General features: G+C 67.7%; 24 protein-coding genes. All 24 read left to right on the forward strand.

Going from position 1 to position 24,370, the window contains the following annotated elements:
* Positions 1 to 593 (forward strand): YeiH family protein (locus PVW49_RS13935; RefSeq protein WP_274590814.1); only part of this gene is annotated, 593 nt, incomplete at its 5' end.
* Between the two features lie 11 nt (positions 594 to 604).
* Entirely contained in the window at positions 605 to 1,630 is a 1,026-nt protein-coding gene (pta, locus tag PVW49_RS13940) for a phosphate acetyltransferase (RefSeq protein ID WP_274590815.1), read from the forward strand.
* The gene (locus PVW49_RS13945) at positions 1,627 to 1,983 is read left to right on the forward strand and encodes a cupin domain-containing protein (RefSeq protein ID WP_274590816.1); all 357 of its coding nucleotides are present in this window, start codon (positions 1,627 to 1,629) and stop codon (positions 1,981 to 1,983) included. Before pta ends, PVW49_RS13945 begins: the two co-directional genes overlap by 4 nt.
* A 128-nt stretch (positions 1,984 to 2,111) precedes the next feature.
* Positions 2,112 to 3,194 carry a GntR family transcriptional regulator gene (locus tag PVW49_RS13950; protein WP_274590817.1) on the forward strand — a complete coding sequence of 361 codons (1,083 nt, stop codon included), beginning with the start codon at positions 2,112 to 2,114 and terminating at the stop codon, positions 3,192 to 3,194.
* Positions 3,195 to 3,264: 70 nt separating this feature from the next.
* The gene (locus PVW49_RS13955) at positions 3,265 to 4,557 is read left to right on the forward strand and encodes a Gfo/Idh/MocA family protein (RefSeq protein ID WP_074837756.1); all 1,293 of its coding nucleotides are present in this window, start codon (positions 3,265 to 3,267) and stop codon (positions 4,555 to 4,557) included.
* A complete protein-coding gene (locus PVW49_RS13960) occupies positions 4,554 to 6,101 on the forward strand; it encodes a hypothetical protein (protein WP_274590818.1) in 1,548 nt (515 codons plus the stop codon). Before PVW49_RS13955 ends, PVW49_RS13960 begins: the two co-directional genes overlap by 4 nt.
* Before the next feature lie 20 nt (positions 6,102 to 6,121).
* Positions 6,122 to 7,384 carry an ABC transporter substrate-binding protein gene (locus PVW49_RS13965; protein WP_274590819.1) on the forward strand — a complete coding sequence of 421 codons (1,263 nt, stop codon included), beginning with the start codon at positions 6,122 to 6,124 and terminating at the stop codon, positions 7,382 to 7,384.
* Between the two features lie 75 nt (positions 7,385 to 7,459).
* Positions 7,460 to 8,401, forward strand: a complete 942-nt coding sequence (locus PVW49_RS13970; RefSeq protein ID WP_274590820.1) for a carbohydrate ABC transporter permease — start codon at positions 7,460 to 7,462, stop codon at positions 8,399 to 8,401.
* Entirely contained in the window at positions 8,401 to 9,225 is an 825-nt protein-coding gene (locus tag PVW49_RS13975) for a carbohydrate ABC transporter permease (protein WP_148562975.1), read from the forward strand. Before PVW49_RS13970 ends, PVW49_RS13975 begins: the two co-directional genes overlap by 1 nt.
* Before the next feature lie 4 nt (positions 9,226 to 9,229).
* On the forward strand, positions 9,230 to 10,255 hold the full coding sequence (locus tag PVW49_RS13980) for an ABC transporter ATP-binding protein (RefSeq protein ID WP_274590821.1): 1,026 nt from the start codon (positions 9,230 to 9,232) through the stop codon (positions 10,253 to 10,255).
* The gene (locus PVW49_RS13985) at positions 10,255 to 10,458 is read left to right on the forward strand and encodes a hypothetical protein (protein ID WP_274590822.1); all 204 of its coding nucleotides are present in this window, start codon (positions 10,255 to 10,257) and stop codon (positions 10,456 to 10,458) included. The genes PVW49_RS13980 and PVW49_RS13985 overlap by 1 nt, the downstream gene beginning before the upstream one ends.
* On the forward strand, positions 10,455 to 11,381 hold the full coding sequence (locus PVW49_RS13990; RefSeq protein ID WP_274590823.1) for a carbohydrate kinase family protein: 927 nt from the start codon (positions 10,455 to 10,457) through the stop codon (positions 11,379 to 11,381). Before PVW49_RS13985 ends, PVW49_RS13990 begins: the two co-directional genes overlap by 4 nt.
* On the forward strand, positions 11,378 to 12,745 hold the full coding sequence (locus PVW49_RS13995; RefSeq protein ID WP_274590824.1) for a sulfatase family protein: 1,368 nt from the start codon (positions 11,378 to 11,380) through the stop codon (positions 12,743 to 12,745). Before PVW49_RS13990 ends, PVW49_RS13995 begins: the two co-directional genes overlap by 4 nt.
* Positions 12,746 to 12,893: 148 nt before the next feature.
* Entirely contained in the window at positions 12,894 to 14,084 is a 1,191-nt protein-coding gene (locus tag PVW49_RS14000; protein WP_274590825.1) for an MFS transporter, read from the forward strand.
* On the forward strand, positions 14,081 to 15,241 hold the full coding sequence (locus PVW49_RS14005; protein WP_274590826.1) for a thiolase family protein: 1,161 nt from the start codon (positions 14,081 to 14,083) through the stop codon (positions 15,239 to 15,241). Before PVW49_RS14000 ends, PVW49_RS14005 begins: the two co-directional genes overlap by 4 nt.
* Positions 15,238 to 15,633 carry a Zn-ribbon domain-containing OB-fold protein gene (locus PVW49_RS14010; protein WP_274590827.1) on the forward strand — a complete coding sequence of 132 codons (396 nt, stop codon included), beginning with the start codon at positions 15,238 to 15,240 and terminating at the stop codon, positions 15,631 to 15,633. Before PVW49_RS14005 ends, PVW49_RS14010 begins: the two co-directional genes overlap by 4 nt.
* Positions 15,602 to 17,278 carry an acyl-CoA synthetase gene (locus PVW49_RS14015; protein WP_274590828.1) on the forward strand — a complete coding sequence of 559 codons (1,677 nt, stop codon included), beginning with the start codon at positions 15,602 to 15,604 and terminating at the stop codon, positions 17,276 to 17,278. The genes PVW49_RS14010 and PVW49_RS14015 overlap by 32 nt, the downstream gene beginning before the upstream one ends.
* A gap of 42 nt (positions 17,279 to 17,320) precedes the next feature.
* A complete protein-coding gene (locus tag PVW49_RS14020) occupies positions 17,321 to 18,166 on the forward strand; it encodes a sugar phosphate isomerase/epimerase family protein (RefSeq protein ID WP_274590829.1) in 846 nt (281 codons plus the stop codon).
* Complete coding sequence (locus PVW49_RS14025) at positions 18,156 to 18,701, forward strand: DAK2 domain-containing protein (RefSeq protein WP_074837769.1); 546 nt, start codon at positions 18,156 to 18,158, stop codon at positions 18,699 to 18,701. The genes PVW49_RS14020 and PVW49_RS14025 overlap by 11 nt, the downstream gene beginning before the upstream one ends.
* On the forward strand, positions 18,698 to 19,729 hold the full coding sequence (locus PVW49_RS14030) for a dihydroxyacetone kinase subunit DhaK (RefSeq protein WP_074837771.1): 1,032 nt from the start codon (positions 18,698 to 18,700) through the stop codon (positions 19,727 to 19,729). The genes PVW49_RS14025 and PVW49_RS14030 overlap by 4 nt, the downstream gene beginning before the upstream one ends.
* Positions 19,726 to 20,646 carry a tagatose 1,6-diphosphate aldolase gene (locus PVW49_RS14035; protein WP_274590830.1) on the forward strand — a complete coding sequence of 307 codons (921 nt, stop codon included), beginning with the start codon at positions 19,726 to 19,728 and terminating at the stop codon, positions 20,644 to 20,646. Before PVW49_RS14030 ends, PVW49_RS14035 begins: the two co-directional genes overlap by 4 nt.
* Positions 20,643 to 22,112: an aldehyde dehydrogenase family protein gene (locus tag PVW49_RS14040; protein WP_274590831.1), complete on the forward strand. Its 1,470-nt coding sequence runs from the start codon at positions 20,643 to 20,645 to the stop codon at positions 22,110 to 22,112. Before PVW49_RS14035 ends, PVW49_RS14040 begins: the two co-directional genes overlap by 4 nt.
* Positions 22,113 to 22,162: 50 nt before the next feature.
* Positions 22,163 to 22,900, forward strand: coding sequence for a GntR family transcriptional regulator (locus PVW49_RS14045; protein WP_048535781.1), 738 nt, complete (start codon positions 22,163 to 22,165; stop codon positions 22,898 to 22,900).
* A gap of 15 nt (positions 22,901 to 22,915) precedes the next feature.
* Positions 22,916 to 24,337, forward strand: a complete 1,422-nt coding sequence (locus PVW49_RS14050; RefSeq protein WP_274590832.1) for an L-fucose/L-arabinose isomerase family protein — start codon at positions 22,916 to 22,918, stop codon at positions 24,335 to 24,337.
* Positions 24,338 to 24,370: the final 33 nt, after the last annotated feature.

Consider the following 24,370-nt stretch of genomic DNA (forward strand, 5'->3'; position numbering starts at 1 on the left):
CGATCTCGGCCGTGCTGCCCAAGAACGAACATTCCGAACGCAATCTGATCTTCACCGTGCTCTCGGTCACCGTGCTGTCGACCGTGGCGATGATCCTCTATCCGATCCTGGCGCGGACCTTCGAATTCTCTGACGAGGTGGCCGGCGTCTTCCTGGGCGGGACCATCCACGACGTGGCCCAGGTGGTTGGCGCGGGCTTCTCGGTCTCGAACGAGACTGGCGAGGTCGCCACCCTGGTCAAGCTGATCCGGGTCGCGATGCTGGCGCCGGTGGTGCTGGTGATCTCGATCCTGGTGCGCCGCCATGCCAACGGCGCCGACGCCGGCAAGCGCCCGCCGCTGCTGCCGGTCTTTGTGGTCGGCTTCCTGTTCTTTGCCACGCTCAATTCCTTCGGGCTGATCCCGTCCCAGATCTCCGACGCGATGTCGGATCTGTCCCGCTGGGCGCTGCTGATCTCGATCGCCGCCGTCGGCATGAAGACCTCGCTGAAACGCATCCTCGATGTCGGCGGTCAGGCGATCTTCATGATCGTGGCGGAAACTCTCTTTATCGCCGCGCTGGTCATTGCCGGCGTGATGTTGCTGGGCCACTGAGGAGCCATGTCATGAAACCGCTCGAAATGTTGCTGGCCAATGCCGCCCGCTCGAACCGCCGCATCGTGCTCAGCGAGGGTGCCGATCCCCGCGTCATCCAGGCGGCCTGCGCCGCCCGCGACAGGCAGATCGCCAGGCCCATTCTGGTGGGCCCCGAAGCCGCGATACGCGCCGGATTTGCCGCGGCGGGCCTTTCCGCCGAGGGCATTGTGCTGCACGATCCCGAAACCTCTCCGCTGTCCGACGATCTGGCGGCGCTGTTCCACGCCCGCCGCAAGCACAAGGGCGTCACGCCCGAGGCGGCCCGCGCGGCGGTGAACAATGCCCATGTCTTTGCCGCCGCGCTGGTGGCCTCGGGGCAGGCCGACGGCACCATCGGCGGCGCCGTCGCCACCACCGCCGAGATCGTGCGCACCGCGATCCAGGTGATCAGGCCGAAACCCGGCACGCCGCTGGTGTCGAGCTTTTTCCTGATGCTGTTCTGCGCCGAACAACACGCCAAGAAAGGCGCTCATATCTTTGCCGACAGCGGCCTGGTGATCGATCCCGACGCCGAGGAAATGGCGATCATCGCGCGCTCTGCCGCCGAAAGCTTCCGCACGCTGACCGCCGAGGTGCCGCGTGTCGCCATGCTGTCGTTCTCGACCCGGGGCAGCGCCGCGCATGACGCGGTCTCCAAGGTGGTGCAGGCCACGGCGCTGGCACGAGCCGCCGATCCGACGCTGCTGATCGATGGCGAATTGCAGTTCGACGCCGCCTTCGTGCCCGATGTCGCCGCCGCCAAGGCCAAGGATTCGCCGCTGGGCGGCAATGCCAACGTCTTTGTCTTTCCCAACCTCGAAAGCGGCAACATCGCCTACAAGATCGCCCAGCGTCTGGGCGGTGCGGTGGCCATCGGCCCGGTGCTTCAGGGTCTGGCCAAACCGGCCAACGATCTGTCGCGCGGCTGTTCCTCCGAAGACATCCTGCACATGATCGCCGTCACCGCCGCCCAGGCCGATGCCGCCTGCCTTGCCGAACCGGAGCCTGCCTTATGAGCCATGTCATCAACCTGTCGACCGCCGCCGCCGACACCTCCGAACGCCGCCTCGCCGACGAGCCCGGCCGCGTCACCGATGGCGATCCGCACCAGCGGATCGGATTGCACTATGACGGGGCAGGGGGGCGGCTGAAGGCCGGAAGCTGGGTCTCGACTCCGGGGCGCTGGCAGGCTTTCACCGGCCGCGACGAATATTGCTACATCCTGCGCGGCCGCTGCGCGCTGATCCACGAGGACGGCCACAGGCAGGAGTTCGGCCCCGGCGACAGCTTCCTGATCCCCAACGGCTTTCGCGGTCACTGGGAAGTGCTGGAGACCTGCGAGAAACATTTCGTCATCTTCCAGGAGTGATCCGCCCCGGCTTGGAGCCCGGCGGCCTTGCCTGTAGCCTGTCCTGACACGATCACCATCACTCAGGGCGCCGAATACCCCGTGGTTCCGACCTCATACACAGTTTCCATCCGCCCGGTCCGCCTGTCGTGACCGAGGCGACGCAGGATCGGCTCGCCAGCTGGATCACGGCCGAGATCGACCGGTGCGGTCCCGGCGCGCGGCTGCCGACAATGCGCGAGCTCATGCGCCGGTTCCGCACCTCGCAGCGGGTGGTCGAACGTGCGCTGGCGCCTTTCATCGCGACCGGTCGGCTCGAGGTGCGGCGCGGGCTGGGGATCGTCATCCGCGACCCGGTTCCTTCCACACCGGCGCATGAGGCCGACATCCTGCTGCTCTACAAGGTCTCGGACAGCCGGCTGGCCCGGACCCTGATCCTCGAGATCGAAAAGCGGATGAAGGCGGCCGGCATCTCGATCCTGCTTCTGGGGTTCACCGACGAGGCGCAGGCGCTTTCGATTCTGTCGCGGATCGGGCGGTTCCGGGTGTGCCTGCTACAGACCCATTTCGAGACGCTGCCTCTGCCATTTCTGTCGCGGATCACCGAGATCGCGGATTCGGTGGTGTTCGACGGCATCTCGGCCACCGGGCTTCGGATGGATGCGATCGGTACAAACTGGCGCGAGGCCTTCGCGCTGGCCTGGCGCAACCTGCGCGCTGCGGGGCATGAGCGTATCGGCTTTCTCACCTCGGCGCATTCGGCCCGGCCGATCGCCATGGCGCGGCGGGAATACCAGCGCCTGAGCGACGCCGCGGGGCAGGGGGCAGGCTGGCTGATCGAGCTCGATGCGCTGCCGGGCTCCTTCCCGGGCGCCGACATCTCGACCTCGATCGCAGGGTTGCGCGGCGATGACGGCGCGCTGTGCGTGACCGGGCTGATCACCTGGGGCGTGGTCGAGGGCTATCTGCTCGATCGCGCGCTTTGGGAAAACGGCATCGTGCCGGGGCGCGATCTTTCGGTGATGATGTTGGGCAGCGTGGATTTCCCGTCGGAGCACTTGAACCGGTTCGACACCGTCGGCAATGCCGACGCCGAAAAGATCGACACCTTCGAGCGGGTGCTGCGCGACCGGCTCACGCCCGACGGGCCGCCGCCCGAGGTGCATTACCTGCCGATCCACACGGCCAGGTTCGGCAGCGTCGACGACCTGACAGTTGATGTCACCGGGTGAGTATAACCCTGGATGTGGCATGAGTTATACTCATTTAACCTGATCCCGAATCGAGCATTCGGGAGCGCCCATGCCACAGAGTTCCGCACATCCGACGGCCAGCTATACGCCCGGATCGGGCCAACGCAGCATCGGCGTCGCGGTGATCGGCGCGGGCGAACGCGGCATCTATTACGTCGGCAGCCGGATGGCGGAACTGGCGCGCGAGACCGGGTTTCGCATCGTCGCGGTGCATGACCGGCTGCCCGAGCGGGCACAGATGGCGGCCCGGCATCTCAATGCGATCTATGCCAGCCAGGGCCTCGGCCCTCTGGCCCGCCCCGCCGTCAGCCTGGCCGAAGCGGTGTCCGATCCGCAGGTCGACCTTGTCATCGTCACCACCCATACAAACGCCCATCTCGAACCGGTGCGCGTGGCGGCGGCGGCGGGCAAGCGCATCTATCTCGACAAGCCGATTTCCGTCAGTCTCGCGGATGCCCGCGGGATCGTCGCGATCGAGGCCGAGAGCGGCCAACCGATCATGATGGGCTTTACCCGCCGCTACGAGCGGCCCTGGATCGAAGCCATCGGCCTGGCCCGCACCGAGGCGATCGCCGAACCCCGCATGGTGCTGTTGCGTTCGGTCATTCCCTACAGCCGTTATCTGCAACTCTGGCACCGCGAGGATGCAGCCTCGGGCGGGGCGATCAATGACAAGGGCTCGCATCATTTCGACGTGCTGAACTGGATCGCGGGCTGCGAGCCGGTTTCGGTCACCGCGACCGGCGGGCGCACGACGATCTTTGCCCCAGATCCGACGGCACCGGCGCGTTGTTCCGAATGCGACCGCGACTGCCCTTACCGCCGCCACGAGACGTTGATCGACAAGGCCGAGGGCGTCGGCCGGGTTCCCAACGACAGCTGGCTGACCGCCGAGGCCGCGCAGGACCGCAACGACAATTGTGTCTATCTCCCCGGCGCCGACATCGACGACCACGCCGTCGTCACCGTGCGCTTTACGAGCGGGCTGGTGGCCACGCTGTTCTTCACCATCTTCGGCCCCTATTCCGAAGACCAGGAAACGCTTGAGATCATCGGCGCCAACGGCCGGTTGCGGATGGAGCGGCATTCCGGCCAGATCGACCTGGTGAGTGCCCATGGCAAGAACCGCGAGATCATCGAGGCCGGAGCGGCGGACAGGTCGAGCTCGCATTTTGGTGCCGATCTGGAACTGGTTCGCGCCATGCGCCGGTTCATGGACGGAGAGCTGCCACCGGCCGGCGTGCGCGACGGGCTCGTCTCGCTCGAGCTGGTCGCCGCGGCCAAACGGAGCTTGGCCGCGCAGGGCCGCCCGGTCGATCCCAGAACCCAGGAGTTCCTATGAGCCGCGCCTATCTGCCCCCGGCCGACCTGCCACTTGCCCGCCGTCTGGGCGTGGCGCCGCGTTTCGGCGACATCCACAACCATTGCGACCTGTCCTATGGTCATGGCCGCTTTGCCGATGCGCTGGCGCGGGCGGCGTTGCAGCTTGATTTCGTGTCGATAACCGGCCATGCCCATTGGCCGGACATGCCGGTCGATGACCCGGCGGTCGCGCATATCGTCAATTTCCACGTCGAGGGCTTTGCCCGGCTGCGCGACGGCTGGCGCGCCCATTTCGAGGTGTTGGCGGCGGCAGAGACCGAGGCGTTCACGGTTTTTCCGGGATATGAAATCCATGGATCCGAGCACGGCGATTATACCATCGTGTACCGCGATCTCGCGCCCGCGCCGCTCTGGTTCGCCGACAGCCCGCCCGAGCTGCATGCCCTGCTGGACCGCGAGATGCCGGGGCGCGCGTTTGCCTTCCCGCATCACATCGGCTATCGCCGGGGCGCGCGGGGGATCAACTGGGACAGCTTCGAAGAGCGGCTGTCGCCGGTGGTGGAGATGAACTCCATGCACGGCTGCGCCGAAACTTCCGAAACCCCACGCAGCTACCTGCATTCCATGGGGCCTGTGGATGGCCATTCGACGATGCAGTGGGGGCTGGCGCAGGGCCATGTCTTTGGCGTTGTCGGCAATACCGATCATCACAGCGCCTTTCCCGGGTCCTACGGCCACGGGCGCATGGCGGTGTTTGCCGATCATGCCGGTCGGGCAGGTCTCTGGGACGCGATCATGGCGCGTCGGACCGTGGCATTGACCGGCGACAATATCCACCTGCTGAGCGCGGTGGGCGATGTAATGACCGGCGGCGTGATGGCACCCGCCAAGGCGGCGCAGCTCGACATCGAGGCGGTCGCCGGCGGCGAGATCGACGTGATCGACGTGATCCGTAACGGCCGGCTGCACGCCCGCCTCTCGCCGGCGCTGGACCCGGCGCCGCTGACCGGGGTGGGCGAGACGATCCTCTATCTCGAGCTGGGCTGGGGCGCGCGCGGATCGGCGCATCGCTGGACCGGCGAGATCCGCGTCGAGGGTGGCGAGATACTCGCGCTGGAGCCGCGCTTTCGCGGCCAGGAGGTCGTGTCGCCACTGGAAGGCGAGGATGCGGGCCACGCGTTGCCCGAGGCGCAGCTGGCGGGCGGGATCGCGCGATTTGCCGTGACCGCCGAGGCCAATCCGAACAATTCCACCGCCGCCACCCAGGGTCTGGCCCTGCGGCTGCGGCTGGCGCCCGGCGCGCGGATCCTCGCCAACCTTTGCGACCAGCGCCTCAATATTGATGCCGCGCGGCTGTGCGATGGCGCGCTGGCCGGCAATCTCGGGCCGATTGACAGTCCGGCCTACCGCTTTCATCCGCTGCCGGCACCGTCACGCTGGCAATGGGCGGGCGCGGTGCCGCTCGGCCCGGTCGAAGACGGGGAAAACATTTACGTCCGGCTGCGCCAGTCGGACGGGCAGATGGCATGGGGCTCTCCCATCTTCTGCCGAAAAGGCGCGTAAACATCACCAGGGAGAACGACATGTCACTGTGGAAGACCCTCACGCTCAGCCTTGCGGCCAGCACCGCCCTTGCCGGTTTCGTCAGCGCCGATGAGCTCAATATCGTGCACGGCGCGGTTGGCCGCGATCAGGATGTGCTGCGCGCCAACCTTGACCGCTTCGAAGCGGAAACCGGGCATACCGTCAACATCGTCTCGATGCCGGAGCGCACGACCGATCAGTTCGCGCAATACAAGCTGTGGCTGGCGGCGCAGAGCGCCGACATCGATGTTTACCGGCTCGACGTCATCTGGGCGCCGCAACTCGCCGACCATTTCATCGACCTCACCGAAGCCACCGCCGATATCATCGATCAATTCGTGCCCGCCGCGGTGGAAAGTCAGACGGTCGATGGCAAGCTGGTGGCGCTGCCGATGTTTCTTGGCGCGCCGGCGCTCTATTACCGCGCCGACCTGCTGGAGAAACACGGCAAGCCGGTGCCCGGAACCTGGGAAGAGCTGACCGCCACCGCCAAGGAGATCATGGAGGCCGAACGCGCCGCCGGCAATTCCGAGCTCTGGGGCTATGTCTATCAGGGCGCGGCCTATGAAGGGCTGACCTGCAACGCAATGGAATGGATCGCGTCTTACGGTGGCGGGCAGGTGGTCGAGCCGGACGGCGTCATTTCGGTCAATAACGAGGCCGCCGTCGAAGCTCTGACGCTGGCCGCCTCCTGGGTCGGTGACATCGCCCCCGAAGGCGTGCTGAACTATGCCGAGGAAGACGCCCGCGGCGTGTTCCAGTCGGGCAATGCGGTCTTCATGCGCAACTGGAATTACGCCTATGCGCTGGTCACCGGCGAGGACAGTCCGATCAAGGACGACGTCGATGTCACCACCCTGCCGGCCGGGGCCTCGGGGCAGGGCGCCTCGATCCTCGGCGGCTCGCACCTGGGCGTGGCGCGCTATTCCGAGCATCAGGACGCCGCGATCGAGCTGGTGCGCTTCCTCAACGACACCGAGAGCCAGCGCAAGCGCGCGATCGAGGCGTCCAGGCCGCCCACGCTTTCGGCGCTCTACCAGGATGAAGAGATCGGCGCGCGGCAACCGTTCATTCCGCTGTGGAAACCGGTGATCGACAATGCCATCGTGCGTCCCTCGGCGCCGACCAAGGCCGATTACAACGAGGTGTCCTCGGAAATCTGGACCGCCGCGCATGACGTGATGTCCGGCGAGATGGAGGCCGGCGCCGCCGTCGCCCGGTTGAACGCCCGGCTGAGCCGGCTCAAGGGCGCGGGCTGGTAGGCCTTCGGCCGGCTGCACCCCCACCAGGCCGCGCCGCCGTCCGGCGCGGCCCTACAGATCCACGGAACCCCGACCATGCCACAGAAGACAGGACTGACCCGACAGCGCACCAGGGCGGCATGGATGTTTCTTGCCCCGATGCTGATTGTGTTGGGGGCCGTGGCGCTCTTTCCACTCGGCCAGACGATCTGGTTCGGCTTCACCGATGCCTCGCTCAACAATATCGATGCGGCGCGATTTGTCGGGCTGCGCAACTACATAGAATGGCTCGACTACGGCAATGACCAGGGTGAATGGCTGGGCCTGCTGGCCGATGACCGCTGGTGGCGCGCGGTGCGCAATACCGTATGGTTCGCGGTGGTCAGCGTCTCTTTCGAGACCCTGTTCGGCCTGATCATCGCGCTGGTGCTGAACGCGAAATTCCCGGGCCGTGCAGTGGTCCGCACGCTGGTGCTGGTACCCTGGGCGATCCCCACCGTGGTTTCGGCCAAGATGTGGGGCTGGATGCTGCATGATCAGTTCGGCATCATCAACGACATGCTGATCAAGCTGGGCCTGATCGCCACCCCGATCGCCTGGACCGCCTCGGCCGATACCGCCATGGCGGCGGTGATGATGGTCGATATCTGGAAGACGACGCCTTTCATGGCTCTGCTGATCCTCGCCGGGCTGCAAATGATCCCGGATGACATCTACGAAGCTGCGCGGCTCGACGGCATCAACCCGGTGCGGGTGTTCCGCAAGGTGACGCTGCCGCTGGTGATGCCGGCCCTGCTGGTGGGGGTGGTGTTCCGGGGGCTCGATGCGCTGCGCGTCTTCGACATCGTCTACGTGCTGACGCCCAACACCGACGCGACCCGGACCATGTCGGTCTATGCGCGCGAAAACCTCTTCGATTACGACAAGTTCGCTTATGGCTCGGCGGCCTCGACGCTGCTGTTCCTGATCGTGGCGCTGATCACCATCGGGTTCATCTACCTCACGCGGATGGATTTGGAAGGCAAGGAGACCGACTGATGCGGATCGCGAAAATCGCCGGCTTCTACGCGCTGGTGGCCATCATTCTGGCGCAGGCGCTGTTTCCCTTCTACTACGCGGTGCTCACCTCGCTCGAGAGCGGGCAGGCGATCTTTGACGTGAACTATCTTCCCAAGGTCATCGACCTGTCGAACTATCGCGCGGCCTTCGAGGATGGCGTCTTTGGCCGGCAGATCCTCAATTCGGTCTTTGTCTCGACCGTCGTGGTGATCGTGTCGCTGGGGTTCGCGGTCACCGCGTCTTATGCGCTGGCGCGGGTGCCGTTTCGCGGGCGGGGCAAGATCCTGCTGCTAATCCTGTCGGTGTCGATGTTCCCGCAGATCGCCGTCCTGTCGGGGCTGTTCGCATTGATCCGGGCGATGGGTCTGTTCAATTCGCTGTGGTCGCTGGTCTTTTCCTACATGATCTTCACCCTGCCGTTCACCGTCTGGGTGCTGACCACCTTCATGCGCAAGCTGCCCAAGGAGATCGAGGAAGCGGCGATCATGGATGGCGCCGCGCCGCTGACGATCATCCGCAGGGTGTTCCTGCCGCTGCTGTGGCCGGCGCTTGTGACGACCGGTCTGCTGGCCTTCATCCATGCGTGGAACGAATTCCTGTTCGCGCTGACCTTCATGTCGACCGACACTCAGCGCACGGTGCCGGTCGCGATCGCGCTGATCTCGGGCGCCAGCGAGTTCGAGATCCCATGGGGCAGCATCATGGCGGCCTCGGTGATCGTGACGCTGCCGCTGATCGCGCTGGTCCTCGTTTTCCAGAGAAAGATCATTTCCGGCCTGACCGCCGGCGCGGTGAAAGGATAAATCCATGGCCAAAGTCGAGCTGAACCAGATCTGCAAATCCTTCGGCAAAGCACGGGTTGTCACCGATGTCGACCTGTCACTGGAAAAGGGCGAATTCGTCGTCTTTGTCGGCCCTTCGGGCTGTGGCAAATCCACCCTGCTGCGGATGATCGCCGGGCTGGAGGACATCACGTCAGGCAAACTGCGGATCGGCGGCGAGGACATGACCGAGGCGTTGCCGGCCGCGCGCGGGGTGTCGATGGTGTTTCAATCCTACGCGCTCTACCCCCATATGACGGTGCGCGAGAACATGTCGTTCGGGCTCGAACAGGCGAAGCTGGCGAGATCCGAGATCGCCGCGCGGGTCGAAGACGCCGCGCGCATGCTCAAGATCGAGGACCTGCTGGAGCGCAAGCCCCGCGCGCTTTCGGGCGGCCAGCGGCAGCGGGTGGCCATCGGCCGGGCGATCACCCGCAAGCCGCGGGTGTTCCTGTTCGACGAGCCGTTGTCGAACCTCGACGCCGCGCTGCGCGGCGAGACCCGGGTCGAGATCGCGCGGCTGCATGCGCGGCTGGCCGGCACGACGATGATCTATGTCACCCACGATCAGGTCGAGGCAATGACGCTGGCCGACCGGATCGTCGTTCTGAATGGCGGCCATGTCGAACAGGTGGGCACGCCGCTCGATCTCTATGAGCGCCCGGCCTCGCGCTTTGTCGCCGGCTTCATTGGCAGCCCCCGGATGAACTTCATTGCCGGTGAACCGGCCGCGGCCCGGGGGGCGGCGGAATACGGCATCCGCCCCGAGCACTTGTCGCTGTCCTCGGAGGGCCGGGGCTGGCCGGGCCGCGTCCTGCTGACCGAGGACCTGGGGTCGGACACCTATGTGCATGTCGAAACCGCGCAGTCGGAGACGCCCCTGGTGGTGCGCACGCCGGGGCAGATGCGGATCGGGGCGGGTGATACGGTCTGCGTCGCGCCCGACGAAAGCCGCGCGCATCTGTTTGATGCCGAGGGTCGCCCGTTTGCCCGCGCGCCGGAGGCAGAGTGATGGCGGAGACCGGACTCGACATTCTCAATGCCGAGATGGCCCGGCAGCATCGTGACGCGCTGACGAGCTTTCGCAGCCAGGCGCCGGCGGAGGCCCGGCTGGCGGCCGCGATTTTCCGCGCACTGCCGGTGGCGCAGCGGAGCGTGCCCGACATGGGAACGCCGCTGCGCTCGACCAAGGCGACCTCGGGAGAGGCGGCATGACGCGATCGATCTGCGTCATCGGCAATCTCAACGTCGATCTGGTGATGGGCACGCTGGCGCATTGGCCTGAGCCGGGCACCGAGACCTTTCTGGACCGCTGTGACCTGCGCCCGGGCGGATCGGCCGCCAATACGGCGCTTGCCTTGCAGCGGTTGGAACATCCCGCCGGGCTGATTTCGGCCATCGGGTCCGACCCTCTGGCAGACATCCTGGCGGCGCGGTTTTCCGGTCGGCTCGACCGCATCCGCCGGCTGGACGGACAGACGGGCATCAGCTTCGGGGTGCTGCACGACGGGGCAGAACGCACCTTTCTGTCTTTCGGCGGGCATCTGGCGGCGCTTGATCTGGCAATGGTCGAGGCGCTGCTCGAGGGCTGGCCGCTGGAGGATGCGCTGGTGCTGGTGGCGGGCGGTTTCGCCACGCCGGGACTGGCGGCCGAGGGTGAGGCGCTGCTCACGTGTTTGCGCCGCGCCGGAGCCGGGATCGCCATCGATCCGGGCTGGCCCGACGGCGGCTGGACCCCTGCGACCCGCGCGCAGGTGATGGGCTGGGCCGCACTGTCCGATCACCTGCTTCTCAATGACAAGGAACTGACCGCGCTTGCCGCGCGGACGGAAGATGATCTGGCCGCCGCCGCCCGGTCCCTCTCTGACGGGCTGCCGGAGCGCTGCCACATCATCGCCAAACGCGGCCCCCGGGGCGCGAGTTGCTGGCAGGGCAGCCGGGTTTTCCACGCATCCGCACCGCCGACCGCGCCTTTCGATACGGTCGGCGCCGGCGATGCCTTCAACGCCGGTTATCTCGCGGCCATCGCCGAGGGCGCGGCGCCCGAAGCGGCGCTGGGACGCGGATGCGCCACCGCGAGCCGCCTGATCGCGGAGTTTCCGCGCGGCACCGGTCCGCTGGCGGATCGCTCGGCATGAGACGCCGCAACATCCTGCTGATGATCGCCGATGACCTCGGGATGACGGCGGGGTGTTATGGCAATGCCTCGGCGCGGACCCCCAATATCGACCGATTGGCCGCGCAGGGCACGCGCTTTACCCACGCATTCACCTCCACCGCCTCGTGCTCCGGCAGCCGCAGTGTCATCCAGACCGGCCTGCATACGCACCAGTCCGGGCAATACGGGCTGCACCACGGCCGCCACCATTTCCAGACCTTTGCCGATGTCGCCACTGCGCCCAATTTGCTGGCTGCGGCGGGCCATGCCACCGGGATCGTCGGCAAGGTGCACCTCGGCCCGGACAGCACTTATCCCTGGGCATCGCGCCAGGAAAGTGACAGCCGCGATGTCGCCTGGGTGGCAGCGCGGGCCGAGGCCTTCATCGCCGGGGCCGGCGCGCGCCCGTTCTTTCTGACCGTCGGCTTCATCGACCCGCACCGAGATGCCAGCCGGGCGGGGTTTGGCGATCCCGCCGGACCCGATCCGATCTTTGCGCCCGAAGCGGTCACCGTGCCGCCCTGGCTTGCCGACCTGCCCGAAGTGCGGCACGAGCTGGCCGCCTATCATCACGCCGTGGCCCGCATGGATCGCGGCGTCGGCCTTGTCCTTGATGCGCTTGACCGGCAGGGCGCGGCGGACGAGACCTTGGTGGTCTTCCTGTCAGACAATGGTGCGCCCTTCGTGCATTCCAAGACGACGCTGTTCGACGCCGGCGTCCATCTGCCGCTGATCCTGCGGGTGCCGGGGCAGGGGGCGGGGGTCGCCAATCCCAACCTGGTTTCCTTTGTCGATCTCTTGCCCACCTTTCTCGACTGGGCCGGGGTGGAGGCGCCGCAGGATGGCCGCCGACGCGAGGGTCGCTCGCTGCTGCCGGTCTTGCACGACCGCGCGCGCCGTTCCGGGTGGGATCGGGTGTTCGGCTCGCACACCTTTCACGAGATCACCAATTACTGGCCCACCCGCTTTTTGCGCGATACGCGCTACAAATATCATCGCAATGTCGCCTGGCAGCTGCCCTTTCCGGTCTCTACCGACATCTACGGCTCCCTGTCCTTCGCGGCGATACGCCGGGCCGGGGCCGGGGCCCGGCCGCTGGAGCGCCTGGTTCGCCGCCCTGCCGAAGAGCTTTTCGACCTCGCCGCAGATCCGCTGGAACTTCACAATCTTGCCGGCCATGCCGGCTATGGGGCGGTTCTGGCCGAGATGCGCGCGTCGCTGGAGCAATGGCAGCGCCGAACCCGCGACCCCTGGCTGCTGCGCGATGGTGTCTCTGTGCTGGCCGCGCAAGACCATGTCGCGGCCGGTTTGAAGTTGCCCGGCGCTTGGGATTTCACCCCCTGATCGCCGCGTCCGGGCCGGCCGCCATCCTGATCATTCGTCTGCGCCCGACCTGCGGTTGCCCGAAAAGGGGCCGGATTTGTCGTAGCCAAGTGGCTCGCCTTTTGGTAATACTCAATTTGTAGTAACAAATACACCGGATTCTCCCGCCGTGGCCACCCAAGCAGCAACTCCGCCAGCGCCTGCCGCCCAGGACCGTGGCTATGTTGTGCGCCATGCCCTGGCGCAATTGCTGTTCTGGTCGGCCTTCTACTACCTGCTGCCCGCGGTGCTGCCGCATATGCTGCGCGACACGGGCTGGTCGCCGGTCGCGGTCTCGGCGGCGGTGAGCGCGGGGTTTCTTGTCTGGGCGATGCTCTGCCCGCTGGCAGGCAGCGCCGTCGACCGGGGCTGGGGGCCGCGCGGGCTGCGGCTGGCCGGGGTGGGCGGCGCGGCGCTTCTTTTGATTGCGGCGCTGGGCCAGAGCCTCTGGGCGGTTGCCGCCGCGCTGGTGCTGCTGGGCGCGCCGATGGCGATGTCGCTTTATGACCCCTGTTTCAGCCTGATGATCCGCCGCTTCGGCCCGGCGGCGCGTCGGCCGATTGTTGCGGTGACGCTGCTGGCCGGGTTCGCCACGCTGCTGACCTTTCCGCTGGTCTCGGGGCTGGCGGCGGCCGGGCTGGGCTGGCAGTGGATCCTGGCCGCCTTTGCCGGGCTGGCCTTGCTCGGGGTGCTGCTGCTGCCGCCAGAGCCGGCCGACACGCCCGCGCCCGAAGCCCGGCATGTGCCCGGTGCCGCTACACCGGGGGGGCGCACGCTTGTTTTTGGCCTAGCCTTTGCCCTGCTGATGTTCGGCCATGCGGCGCTGTTGTTTCAGCTGCCGGTGCAGCTGGCCGAGACCCGCGGGCTGGCCAATGCGCTGGTGCTGCCGATGGTGCTCGGCCCGGCCCAGATCGCCGGGCGACTGGCCTGGGAGCGGATGCAGGGAGGGCTGGGCCTCGAACGGGCGGCGCTGGGGCTGTTCACGGTGATGCTGCTGCCGCCGCTGGTACTGCTGGGCGGCGCGGGGATGGGGGTGGTGCTGCTGGCGCTGGTGATCCAGGGCGGCTGCTACGGGGTGCATACCATCCTGCGGCCGCTGCTGGCGGCGCATTGGCTGCCGCAGGCGGGTTTTGCCCGGCGGCTCGGGGTGATCGCGATGATCGGTCTGTTGATGATGGCGGCCGCGCCCGCCGCCGGGGCCTGGGCGGCGGCGGTCTTTGGCCTCTTCGGCCTGCTGGCGCTGGTGTTCCTGGCCGACCTGGCCGGGCTGGCCTTGCTGGCGGGGCTGGTGCTGCGGGCCCGGCGCGAGGGCTGGGCATGAAGGATCTGCGGATCGCCGGCGGCGCGATGACGCCGTTCAACCGTCGCAAGGACGGCAGCTCCTGGCGAGACTGGTGCCTCGTGGCCTTTGACGAGGCCCTGCGCGATGCGGCGCTCGAAGTGGCGGATGTGGATGCGCTGGTGGTGGCGAGCGAGAGCGATTTCTTTTCCTTGCAGCTCAATCCGGCGGCAATGATCGCCGATGCGTTGGGGCTGCACGGCATCCGGGTGCAGCGGGTCGAAGGTGGCGGCGCCACCGGCCATCTGGCGGTACAGGCCGGCGCGGCGCTGGTGGCCTCCGGCCAGGCGCGGCGGGCGGCGGTGCTGGGCTTCGATGCTTCGGCGTCGCATCTCGACGGGGCCAGCGTCGGTGCGCTCTACAGCCTGTCCTACGACGCCTGGTCAGAGGGCGAGAGCGGCATCGGCTCGGCCGCGATCTACGCGCTCTCGGCGCGGGCTTGGATGGCCGAGACCGGCGCCACCGAGGCGGATTTCGCCCGCGTTGCCGCCCGCAACCGCCAGAACGCGCGGCACAACCGCTTTGCCCATCTGCCGCTCGATGTGACCGAGGCCGATGTGCGCGCCTCGGCCGCCGTCGCCACGCCGTATCGGCGGCTCGATTGCTCGCCGCTGAGCGATGGTGCGGCCTGCGTGATCCTCGCGGCGCCAGGGGATCTGCCTGCCGGGGCCGGCCGGGCGCGGCTGGCCGGCATGGGCGTGGCCAATGACCGGGTACGGCTGGGCGACCGGGCCGCGCCGGGGCGGTTCATCGCCAAGCGCGCCGCCTTGCGCGCGGCGCTGGGCCAGGCCGGATGTGCCCTGTCCGACGTCGGCCTGGCCGAGGTCTACGACAGCTTTTCCGGCGCGCAATTGCAGGCGCTCGATGCGCTGGGGGTGACGCAAGACGTGCTGGCGGCGGAACGCGCGGGCCATTTCACCGCCGAGGGCGCGCTGCCGGTCAACCTCTCCGGCGGGCTGCTGGGGCAGGGCGCGCCGGTGGGCGCCACCGGCGTGGCGCAGGTGCTGGCGGCGGCGCAACAGCTCGAAGGGCGCTATCACGGGTTGCGGCCGGCGGTGCCGCCAGGCTTTGCGCTGGTCGACACCCACGGCGGCATTGCCACGCTCTGCGCCGTCTCGATCCTGGAGGCGCCGCGATGAAACGCAGCCTGCGGCTTGACTATACTCTGCCCAAAGGCCTGCTTGCGCCGCATTTCGACGCGCTGGCCGAAGGCCGGGCGCTGGCGCGGCGCTGCGCTTGCGGCCATGTGGCCTTTCCGCCGGGGCTGACCTGCGTGGCCTGCGGCGCGCGGGACGGCCATTGGATCGAACTGGCCGGCACCGCCCGCGTCGAACACCGCACCGACACCCCCGAGGCCGCCTGGGCGCTGGCCCGTTTCGACGGCGCCGATACTGCCGTGATGGTACGGATCAAGACCCCCGAGCTGACCACAAGTCGCGGCCATCTGGTGCCGCCCGAAGAGGATGCCGGCCTGTGGCTGGCGTTGGAGGAGACCGAAGATGAAAACCGAAGTGTTCGCCGACTGGAGTGACGAGGCCCTGGCCGGGATCGGTCTCAGGCGCAGCGGCGGCGGCGTCGAGATCGACATTCCCGAGGACGCCAACATCTATGCGATGACGGTCGGTCGGCAGTTGGCCGCCGGACGTTCCGCGGCGCCGGCGATGGTCTTTGAGCGCCCCGACGGCAGCCTCGAACGCTGGAGCTTTGGCGAGATCGACCGAGCAGCCACGGCGCTGGCGGCGCATCTGCGGGCGCTCGGCTTCGGGCGGGGCGATCCGATCGGTCTGCACACCGGCATGCGGCCGGAAACCGCGATCGGCCATATGGCGGTCTGCAAGCTGGGCGGTGTCGCGGTCACCCTGTCGCAGCTCTATGGCCCGGATGCGCTGGCCCATGCGCTCAACCACTGCGGCGCGCGTTGTCTGCTGACAACCGAGGCCGGCTGGTCGGGGCTGCGGAGCGAGGCAGCGGGGCTGTTCCCGGCGCTGGCGCATGTGCTGGTGGCCGAGACCACCGGGGAAGAGACCGAGCTGCGCGATGTGCTGGCGGGGCCTGCGCCCGAAGGCTTTGTTCCTGAGTACACCGGCGCCGATGACGAGGCGCTGCTGATGTATACCTCCGGCTCGACCGGCATGCCCAAGGGCATTCGCCACGGCCATCGGGTGCTGGCCTCCTATGTGCCCTCGATCAGCCTGTTCTTCGATCTGACGATGGATGACGCGGATGCGGTGTTCTGGTCGCCCTCGGATTGGGCCTGGGTCGGCGGGCTGCTCGACATGTTGTTCCCGGCCTGGCTGGCAGGACGGCCGGTGGTCACCTCGGAGGCCCGGTTCAAAGCCGATTGGGCCTATGCCTTCATGGCGCGGCACCGGGTGACGCATACCTTTCTCGCCCCCACTGCGATCAAGCGGCTGGCGCAGACGCCCGACCCGCGCGCCGATCATGATCTGGCGCTGCGGGTGATCTGCACCGGCGGCGAGGCGCTGGCGGCCGATACGCTGGCCTGGGCCGAAGAGCGGCTGGGCGTCGTCTGCAACGAGTTCTACGGCATGACCGAGGTCAACCACCTGATCGGCAATTGCGCCGCGCTTTACCCGCGCAAGCCCGGCTCGATGGGCGTGGCCTATCCCGGCCACAGGGTGGCGCTGGTCGATGCCGAGGGGCGCGAGGTGGCTGACGGCGAACCTGGCGAGATCGTGACCCCGGCCACTGCGCCGACGCGCTACCTTGGCTATCTGAACAATGCCGAAAAGGAGGCCGAGCTGCGGCTGGGAGACTGGATGCGCACCCATGACCTCGCGGTGCGCGATGCCGATGGCTATTTCTGGTACAAGGGCCGATCCGACGATCTGATCAAATCCTCCGGCTTTCGCATCGGCCCGGCGGAGATCGAGGAATGCCTGCTGGCGCATCCGGCCGTGGCCGAGGCGGCGGTGATCGGCAAGCCCGACGCCGAGCGCGGCCAGATCGTCAAGGCCTTTGTCCGGCTTGCGGCATCCGCTGCCGCCGGGGCCGAGCTGAGCGAGGCGTTGAAATCCCATGTCCGCGACCGGCTCGCCGCCTACAAGGCGCCGCGTGAAATCGAATTCGTTCCCGGGTTCGAAATGACCTCTTCGGGCAAGATCAACAGAAAGGCGCTTCGGGCGCGGGAAACGGCGGATTCGGATTTGACATAACAAATCTGTACATACTAATGTGACTGCAACAGGGAGGATGCGATGAAATTCGGAATTCATGCCGGTCTGTGGATGGACCGCTGGACCCAGGATCCGGCGCCGCTGTTCGACCGGGCGGCGGCCCTCGGTTTCGACGCCGTGGAGCTGTCGCTTCTGGGTATCGGGCCGGAGCAGGCCGCCCGTCTGCGCCAGTCCGCCGCCGATGCCGGTGTGGCGCTGAGCTGTTCCACCGGGCTGGGGCCCGAGGCCGATCCTGCCTCGGCCGACCCGGAGGTGCGGCACCACGCCCGCGAGACCCTGGCGCGCGCGATCGAGACGGTCGCGGCGCTGGGTTCCTCCCGTCTCGCCGGTGTGGTCGCCGCGCCCTGGGGGCAGTTCGATCCGGCGCACAAGTCCGACCGCGCCAAGCGCTCGGGTGAAACGCTCGGGCAGATGCAGGCGCATCTGGCGCAGCATGGCGTGACCCTGGGAATCGAGGCGCTGAACCGCTTCGAGAGCGATCTGACCAGCACCGCCGCCGAAGCCTGCGCCATCGCTCGCGCGGCCGGGGCGGCGAATGTCGGTGTGCTGCTCGACAGTTTTCACATGAATATCGAGGAGAAGGATCCGCCCGCCGCCCTGCGCGCTGCCGGTGACACGCTGGTGCATTACCATGTCTCCGACAATGACCGTGGCGTGCCGGGCAGCGGCCGCTACGATTTCGCCGCCGATGCAAGGGCGCTCAAGGACATCGGCTATCAGGGCTGGATCGTGGCCGAAATGTTCGTGCGCGCCGGTCGCCCCACCAGCGCCGATCTGAATATCTGGCGTGATATCGAGCCGGATGCCGATCAGGCGGCGGCGCAGGCGCTGGCCCATATGAAGGAGGTGTTCGCCGATGTCGGCTGAGCGATATTTCACCGCCCTGCGCGATCTGGCCGAAACCGAGCGGGACCGGCTCAATGCGCTGGATGCGGCGCTGGGTGACGGCGATCACGGCAGCACCCTGCTGCGCGGGCTGACCCGCGCCGCCGGCGCCGCCGATGGCGCGCGGGCCAAGGCTTTCATGCGCGCCTCTGGCGGGGCGTCGGGCACGCTTTTTGGCCTGGTGCTGCACGAGATCGAACAGCATCTCGACAATGGCGCCGATCTGGCCGCCGGTCTGGCCCGGGCCGAGGCGCGGATCCGCGATCTGGGGCAGGTGAAGCCCGGCGACAAGAGCATGGTGGACGCGCTTTCGCCGGCGGTGGCGGCGCTGCGCGGTGGCGCTCTGGCCGCGGCGGTGACAGCGGCGGAACAGGGCCGCGATGCGACGGTGGAGATGGTCGCGCGGCGCGGCCGGGCGCAATATGTCGAAGGTGGTGGCAAGGGAGAGATCGACCCCGGCGCCGTGTCGCTGACGATGATACTGGCGCTGCTGGCCAAAACCGGGGGGGCGACATGAAAAAGCTGTTCAATTCCGCCGAGACGATGGTCGACGACATGATCGACGGCTTTGTCACTGCCTGTCCGCAGGTCAAACGCGGCACGCTTGATCCGCGCGTGGTGGTCCGCCGGCGCGGCGCCAAGAACCCAGACGAAAAGGTGACGCTCTTGATCGGCAATGGCGCCGGGCACGAGCCGATCGCCATGGGGTTTGTCGGCGAGGGGCTGCTTGACGCCAACGTAGTGGGAGATGTCTTTGCCGCGCCCTCGGCCGACCTGATCCTCGACGGCGTGCGCGAGGTGACCGGCAAGGCGGGCTCGATCCTGCTGATCTCGCAGCATTCCGGTGATGTCATCAACGGCCGCGCCGCGACCATGCTGGCCGAGGAGGACGGCATCAACGTGCTGCCGCTGCTGATGTATGACGACATTTCCGCCGCACCGCCCGAGCGGAGGCAGGACCGGCGTGGCGCCCCCGGCACGATGTTCATCTACAAGATCCTCGGGGCCGCCGCCGAGGAGGGGATGGATCAGGCCGCGCTGATGCGCTTGGGCGAGGCGGTGCGTGACCGTACCGTGACGCTCGCGGCGGCCGTCTCTCCGGGCATATCGCCGCTCACCGGTCAGCCGATGTTTTCGCTGCCCGAGGACGAGATTTACCTCGGCATGGGGGTGCATGGCGAACCGGGCGTCGGCCGGGTCAAGACCGGGCCGGTCGCGGGGCTGGTCAAGGAAATGCTGGCCCGGCTGCTCGAGGACCGGCCGATTGCCGAAGGTGGCCGCGCGGCGGTGATCGTCAACGGCATGGGCGGCACCACGCAGATGGAACTGCTCACCGTCTGGCGCGAGACCGAGGCTGAATTGCGCCGCCGGGGCATCACGCCGCTGGCGCCGATGGTGGGCAGCTTTGTCACGACGCAGGAAATGGGCGGCGTCTCGATCTCGCTGCTCGAACCGGACGACGAGATGCTGCGCCTGTGGTGCGCGCCGCAGGACAGCCCGGCCTTTCCCGAAATTCACCTGATCCCCGAGGAGGGCCAGACATGACCGACATTTCCTTGAGCCAGCGCCGGCCGATCCACGGCGTCGCCGTCGATCAGGGCAGCGGTCTGGCGGCGGCGCTCCGTACCGCGCGTGGCGACGCCGCGCGCGACGACGACCTGTTCCGCTTCAAGCAGCTGGTGGCGCGCACCATGAGCGCCGAGGCGACAACGCTGCTGGTCGATGCCTACTACGGCCGCGAGTTGCTGCCCGAGATCGCCGCGCCCTGCCTGCCGATGCTGGCCTATGAGGCCGATGTCTACCGGATTTCGAACGACGACCGGATCACCGTGCTGCCCGACAACCTGAAGGTATCGGACTATTCCGGGCTGGGTGTCGGGGTGCTGAAGTTCTTCCTCTACTACGGCCCCAACGACCCCGCCGCGATCAACGACCGCAAGCAGGCGCTGGTGCGGCAGATCGGGGCCGAGTGCCGGGAACACGGCGTCAGTTTCCTGTTCGAGCCGATTGTCTATGACCGCGGGATCGAAGACGGCGCCTCGGCGGAGTTTGCCGGGATCAAGCCGGAGCTGGTCGAACGCGCCACCCGCAGTTTCGCGGCACCGGAGTTCAACATTGATATTCTCAAGGTCGAGCTGCCGGTCAATCTCAACCATGTTGAGGGCATCGGCGAAAACCGGATGAGCCGCGCCGAGGCCGAGGCGGCCTTTCGCCGGGCGGCCGAGGCGGCGGGCGATGTGCCGCTGCTTTACCTCAGCGCCGGGGTGACGTTCGAGCAGTTCAAGGCCGGGTTGCAGCTGGCGCGCGCCGCCGGGGTCGATGTGGCGGGCTTCATGTGCGGTCGGGCGATCTGGTCGGATGCGATCGATGTCTTTGGCGCCGAGGGCCCCGAAGCCGCCGAAGCCTGGATGGCCGATGAGGGCCTGCGCCGGCTGCGCAAACTGGGCGAGGCGCTGGCATGAGCATGATTGCCCCTCTGCCCGAGGTGGCAGGCTTTCTCGACAAGGTTCAGGGGCTGCGTATCGGCGGCGACCGGGTCGACAGCGCTGCCGCCCTCACGGTTGAGAACCCCTCGACCGGCGAAAAGCTGGCCGAGGTCGCCTGTGCCATCGGAGGCCATGTCGACGATGCCGTCGCCGCCGCCCGCGCCGCGCTCGCCGGTCCCTGGGGGCAGATGACGGCGCATGACCGTGGCCAGCTTCTCTGGCGGCTGGCCGATGCCATCGAGGACCGCAAGGCGATCTTCGGCCAGCTCGACGCGCTCGACAACGGCAAGCCCTTCGCGGTGGCGCGCGATGTCGATGCGGTCTGGTCGGCGCGGCATTTCCGCTATTTCGCCGGCTGGCCGAGCAAGATCGAAGGCGCGACGATCCCGGTTTCGACCCCCGGGCGCTTCAACTACACGCGGATCGAGCCGGTCGGTGTCTGCGGGCTGATCACGCCGTGGAACTATCCGACGCTGATGGTGGCCTGGAAACTGGCGCCGGCGCTGGCGGCGGGCAATACCGTGGTGCTGAAACCGGCGGAACAGACGCCGCTGTCTGCCCTCTACCTCGCCGATCTGGCGCTCGAGCTGGGCTTTCCGCCCGGCGTTCTCAACGTCATTCCCGGCTATGGCCGCGAGGCCGGCGCGGCGCTGGCGGCGCACCCCGGTGTCGACAAGGTGGGCTTTACCGGCTCGACCGAGACCGGGCGGCGGATTGTCGAGGCTTCGGCCGGCAACCTCAAGAAGGTCTCGCTCGAACTTGGCGGCAAGGCGGCCAACGTCATCTTTGACGATGCCGAGCTGGACCGCGCAATTTCCGGCGCCTTCTGGGCGCTTTTCGGCAACAATGGCCAGTCCTGCACCGCCGGCGCGCGGCTGTTTGTCCAGCGGCCCCTGCTGGAGCGCGTGACCGAGGCGCTGGCCGAAATGGCGCGCGGGCTGAGCATCGGGCCGGGGATGGCTTCGACGGGGCATGACCTGGGGCCGGTGATCTCTTCGCCGCAGATGGAAAAGGTGCTGGGCTATATCGACAGCGGGCGCGCCGAGGGCGCCGAGGCGGTGGCCGGTGGCGCGCGGCAGGGTGAGGCCGGATATTTCGTGCAGCCGACGGTGCTGGCCGGAGTGCGCGACGCGATGACCATCGCGCGGGAAGAGATCTTCGGCCCGGTGCTCTGCGTGCTGCCCTTCGACGAGGAGGAGGAGGTGCTGGCGCGGGCCAATGACTCCGTCTACGGCCTCGCCGCCGGTTGCTGGACGCAGAACCTTGGCCGCGCCAATCGCATGGCGGCGGGGCTGCGCGCCGGGACGATCTGGACCAATTGCTGGGGCGACACCGACGCCGCCTCGCCTTTCGGCGGCATGGGGCAGAGCGGATATGGCCGCGAGATGGGCCGCGAGGCGCTGTCGCTCTACTCGCAAACCAAGTCTGTCTGGCAGGGCTGACGGATGCGTGATTTGATGCAATCAATTGGACGCATCAGAAAGGTATCAGGATGAACACGCGCGCGGCCCCGAAATATCAGGTTGTCCATGACGAGTTGCTGCGGCGGCTCAAGGCCGGGATGTATTCGGTCGGCACCCGGCTGCCTTCGGAGGAGACGCTGGCGCAATCCTTTGCGGTCAGCCGGGTCACCGCGCGCCGGGCGCTGGAACTGCTGGTCGACGCCGGCTATCTGGTCTCGCGTCAGGGCAGCGGCTATCTGGTCAACACGCTGTCGCCGCCGGAAACCACCTGCCTCACCTCCTTTACAGACATGGTGCTGCGCGAAGGGCGGATGCCCGGCGCCCGGCTGATCGAAATCCGCGAAGAGGATCCGACCCCGCCCGCCGAGGTCACGGCGCTGTTTGACGAGCCGGTGGCGCTGATCCGCCGGCTGCGCACCATCGACGACGAACCCAAGCTCCTGGTCAGCACCTGGCTGCCGCGCCGGCTGGTGCCGGGGCTGAGCAAGGCGGATTTCCCGGAGCAGGGGCAGGATCAGTCGATCCTGCGCATCCTCGCCGACCGCTTCAAGATCGACTGGGGCCGCGCCTGCGAGACCGTGGGCTCCTGTGCCGCGCCGGCCGATGCCGCCGAATGGCTGGGCATCAAACCCGATACGCCGATCCTGTCACAGGCCTGCACCGCCTTCGACGATGACCAGCGGCCGGTGTTTTTCGACCAAGTCTACCGGGTCGGTCCCATCACCTACACCCTTGTCGGGGCGCGGCGCGAAGCCGACCCGGCCTGAACCCAAGGAATGCCCATGCCCCTCGTGATCGGCCTGATCAAGGCCTCCCTGCCCAGCTACTTTCCCGAGCGCCACGGCGTGTTCGACGCCGCGCTGGCCGCGCTTGAAGAGATCGCCGGGGCCTGTGGCGCGCGGATCGTCGAGGCCGAGGGCGTGCCGATGACCGGCGCGGAGGCGCAGAAGGCGCTGGATCAGTGCCGTGGGCAGGGGGCGGAGTTCATCCTGTTGCTGCATGGCGGATTTACCATGGGCGACGTGGCGCGGCAGATCGCGCTGTCGGACCTGCCGATGGGGGTCTGGGCCACGCCCGAGCCCGGCCACGAGGGTGATATCCAGCTCAACAACTTTGTGTCGCTCAACATGAGCCTGTCGATTGCGCGGGGCGTGCGTGACCTGCGTCGCAATCCGGTGCAATGGTATTTCGGTGCGTCGGAAGACACGGCCCTGCGCGCCCGGTTGGGCCGCAGCTTCCGCGCCCTTTCGGCGCGGGCGGCGCTGCGCGATGCGCGGGTCGGGGTGATCGGCGGGCTGGCGCCGACCTTCTACAACATGGCGGTCTCGCCCGATACGCTGAAGCGTGCGACCGGGGTGGAGCCGGTGCATGTGGACATGCATCGGCTGACCGCCACGATGGCCGCTTGCGGCGCCGAGCCGGTGGCGCAGGAGGTGGCGGCCATGGCGGCGCGGGCCGAGGTGCGTGGCGTTTCGGACGCGCAGATGGCGCTGACCGCACGGGCGGCGCTGGCCTTGCGGCAGATCGTGGCCGAGGACGGCTTTGCCGGACTGGCGGTGTCGGATTGGCCGGCCTTGCAGGACGACCCGGGCATGCATCCCGGCGCCGCCTTCACCTGGCTCGAAGAGGTCGACAACCTGCCGCTGGCCTCGGAGGGCGACGTTCTGGGCACGGTGACCCAGATCGTCACGCGGGCGCTGACCGGCCGGGTCGGCAGCCTGCTCGACATGACTTCGCCGCAGCTCGACGCCGACCGCATCCTGATGTGGCACGGCGGCGGCGGGCCGCTTTACATGGGTGGGGCCGAGGCCGCCTGGATCAACCACCCGATGATCGGACGCGGCACGCCGGACGGCCCGCGTTTCGGCGCCATCGCTGATTTCGTCTTTCCCGACGGGCCGCATACGGTGCTGCGGGTGGCCCGCAACGGCAGCGCCGCCTTTGGCTTCGAGGCCGAGGTCAGGGCGGGGGGCGAATCGGGGTTCACCGGCTGTCGCGGCTGGGTCACCGACTTTCGCTCGGCCAGGGGCGCCCACTCTGCCGGCGATATCGTGACTTCGGTGATGGAGCACGGGCTCGATCACCACTTTGTTCTGGTGCCCGGATCTTTTGCCAGTGATTTCCGCGAATTCGCCGCCTGGATGGCGATGGAGCCGCTGGAGATCATCAGCGAACATGACGGTTTGGCGAACGGTATCGGTTGACAGAACCGCTCGCGCGTGTGAACTTGTACATAC

The organism is Marinovum sp. PR37, from assembly GCF_028807375.1.
Classification (GTDB): Bacteria; Pseudomonadota; Alphaproteobacteria; order Rhodobacterales; family Rhodobacteraceae; genus Marinovum; species Marinovum algicola.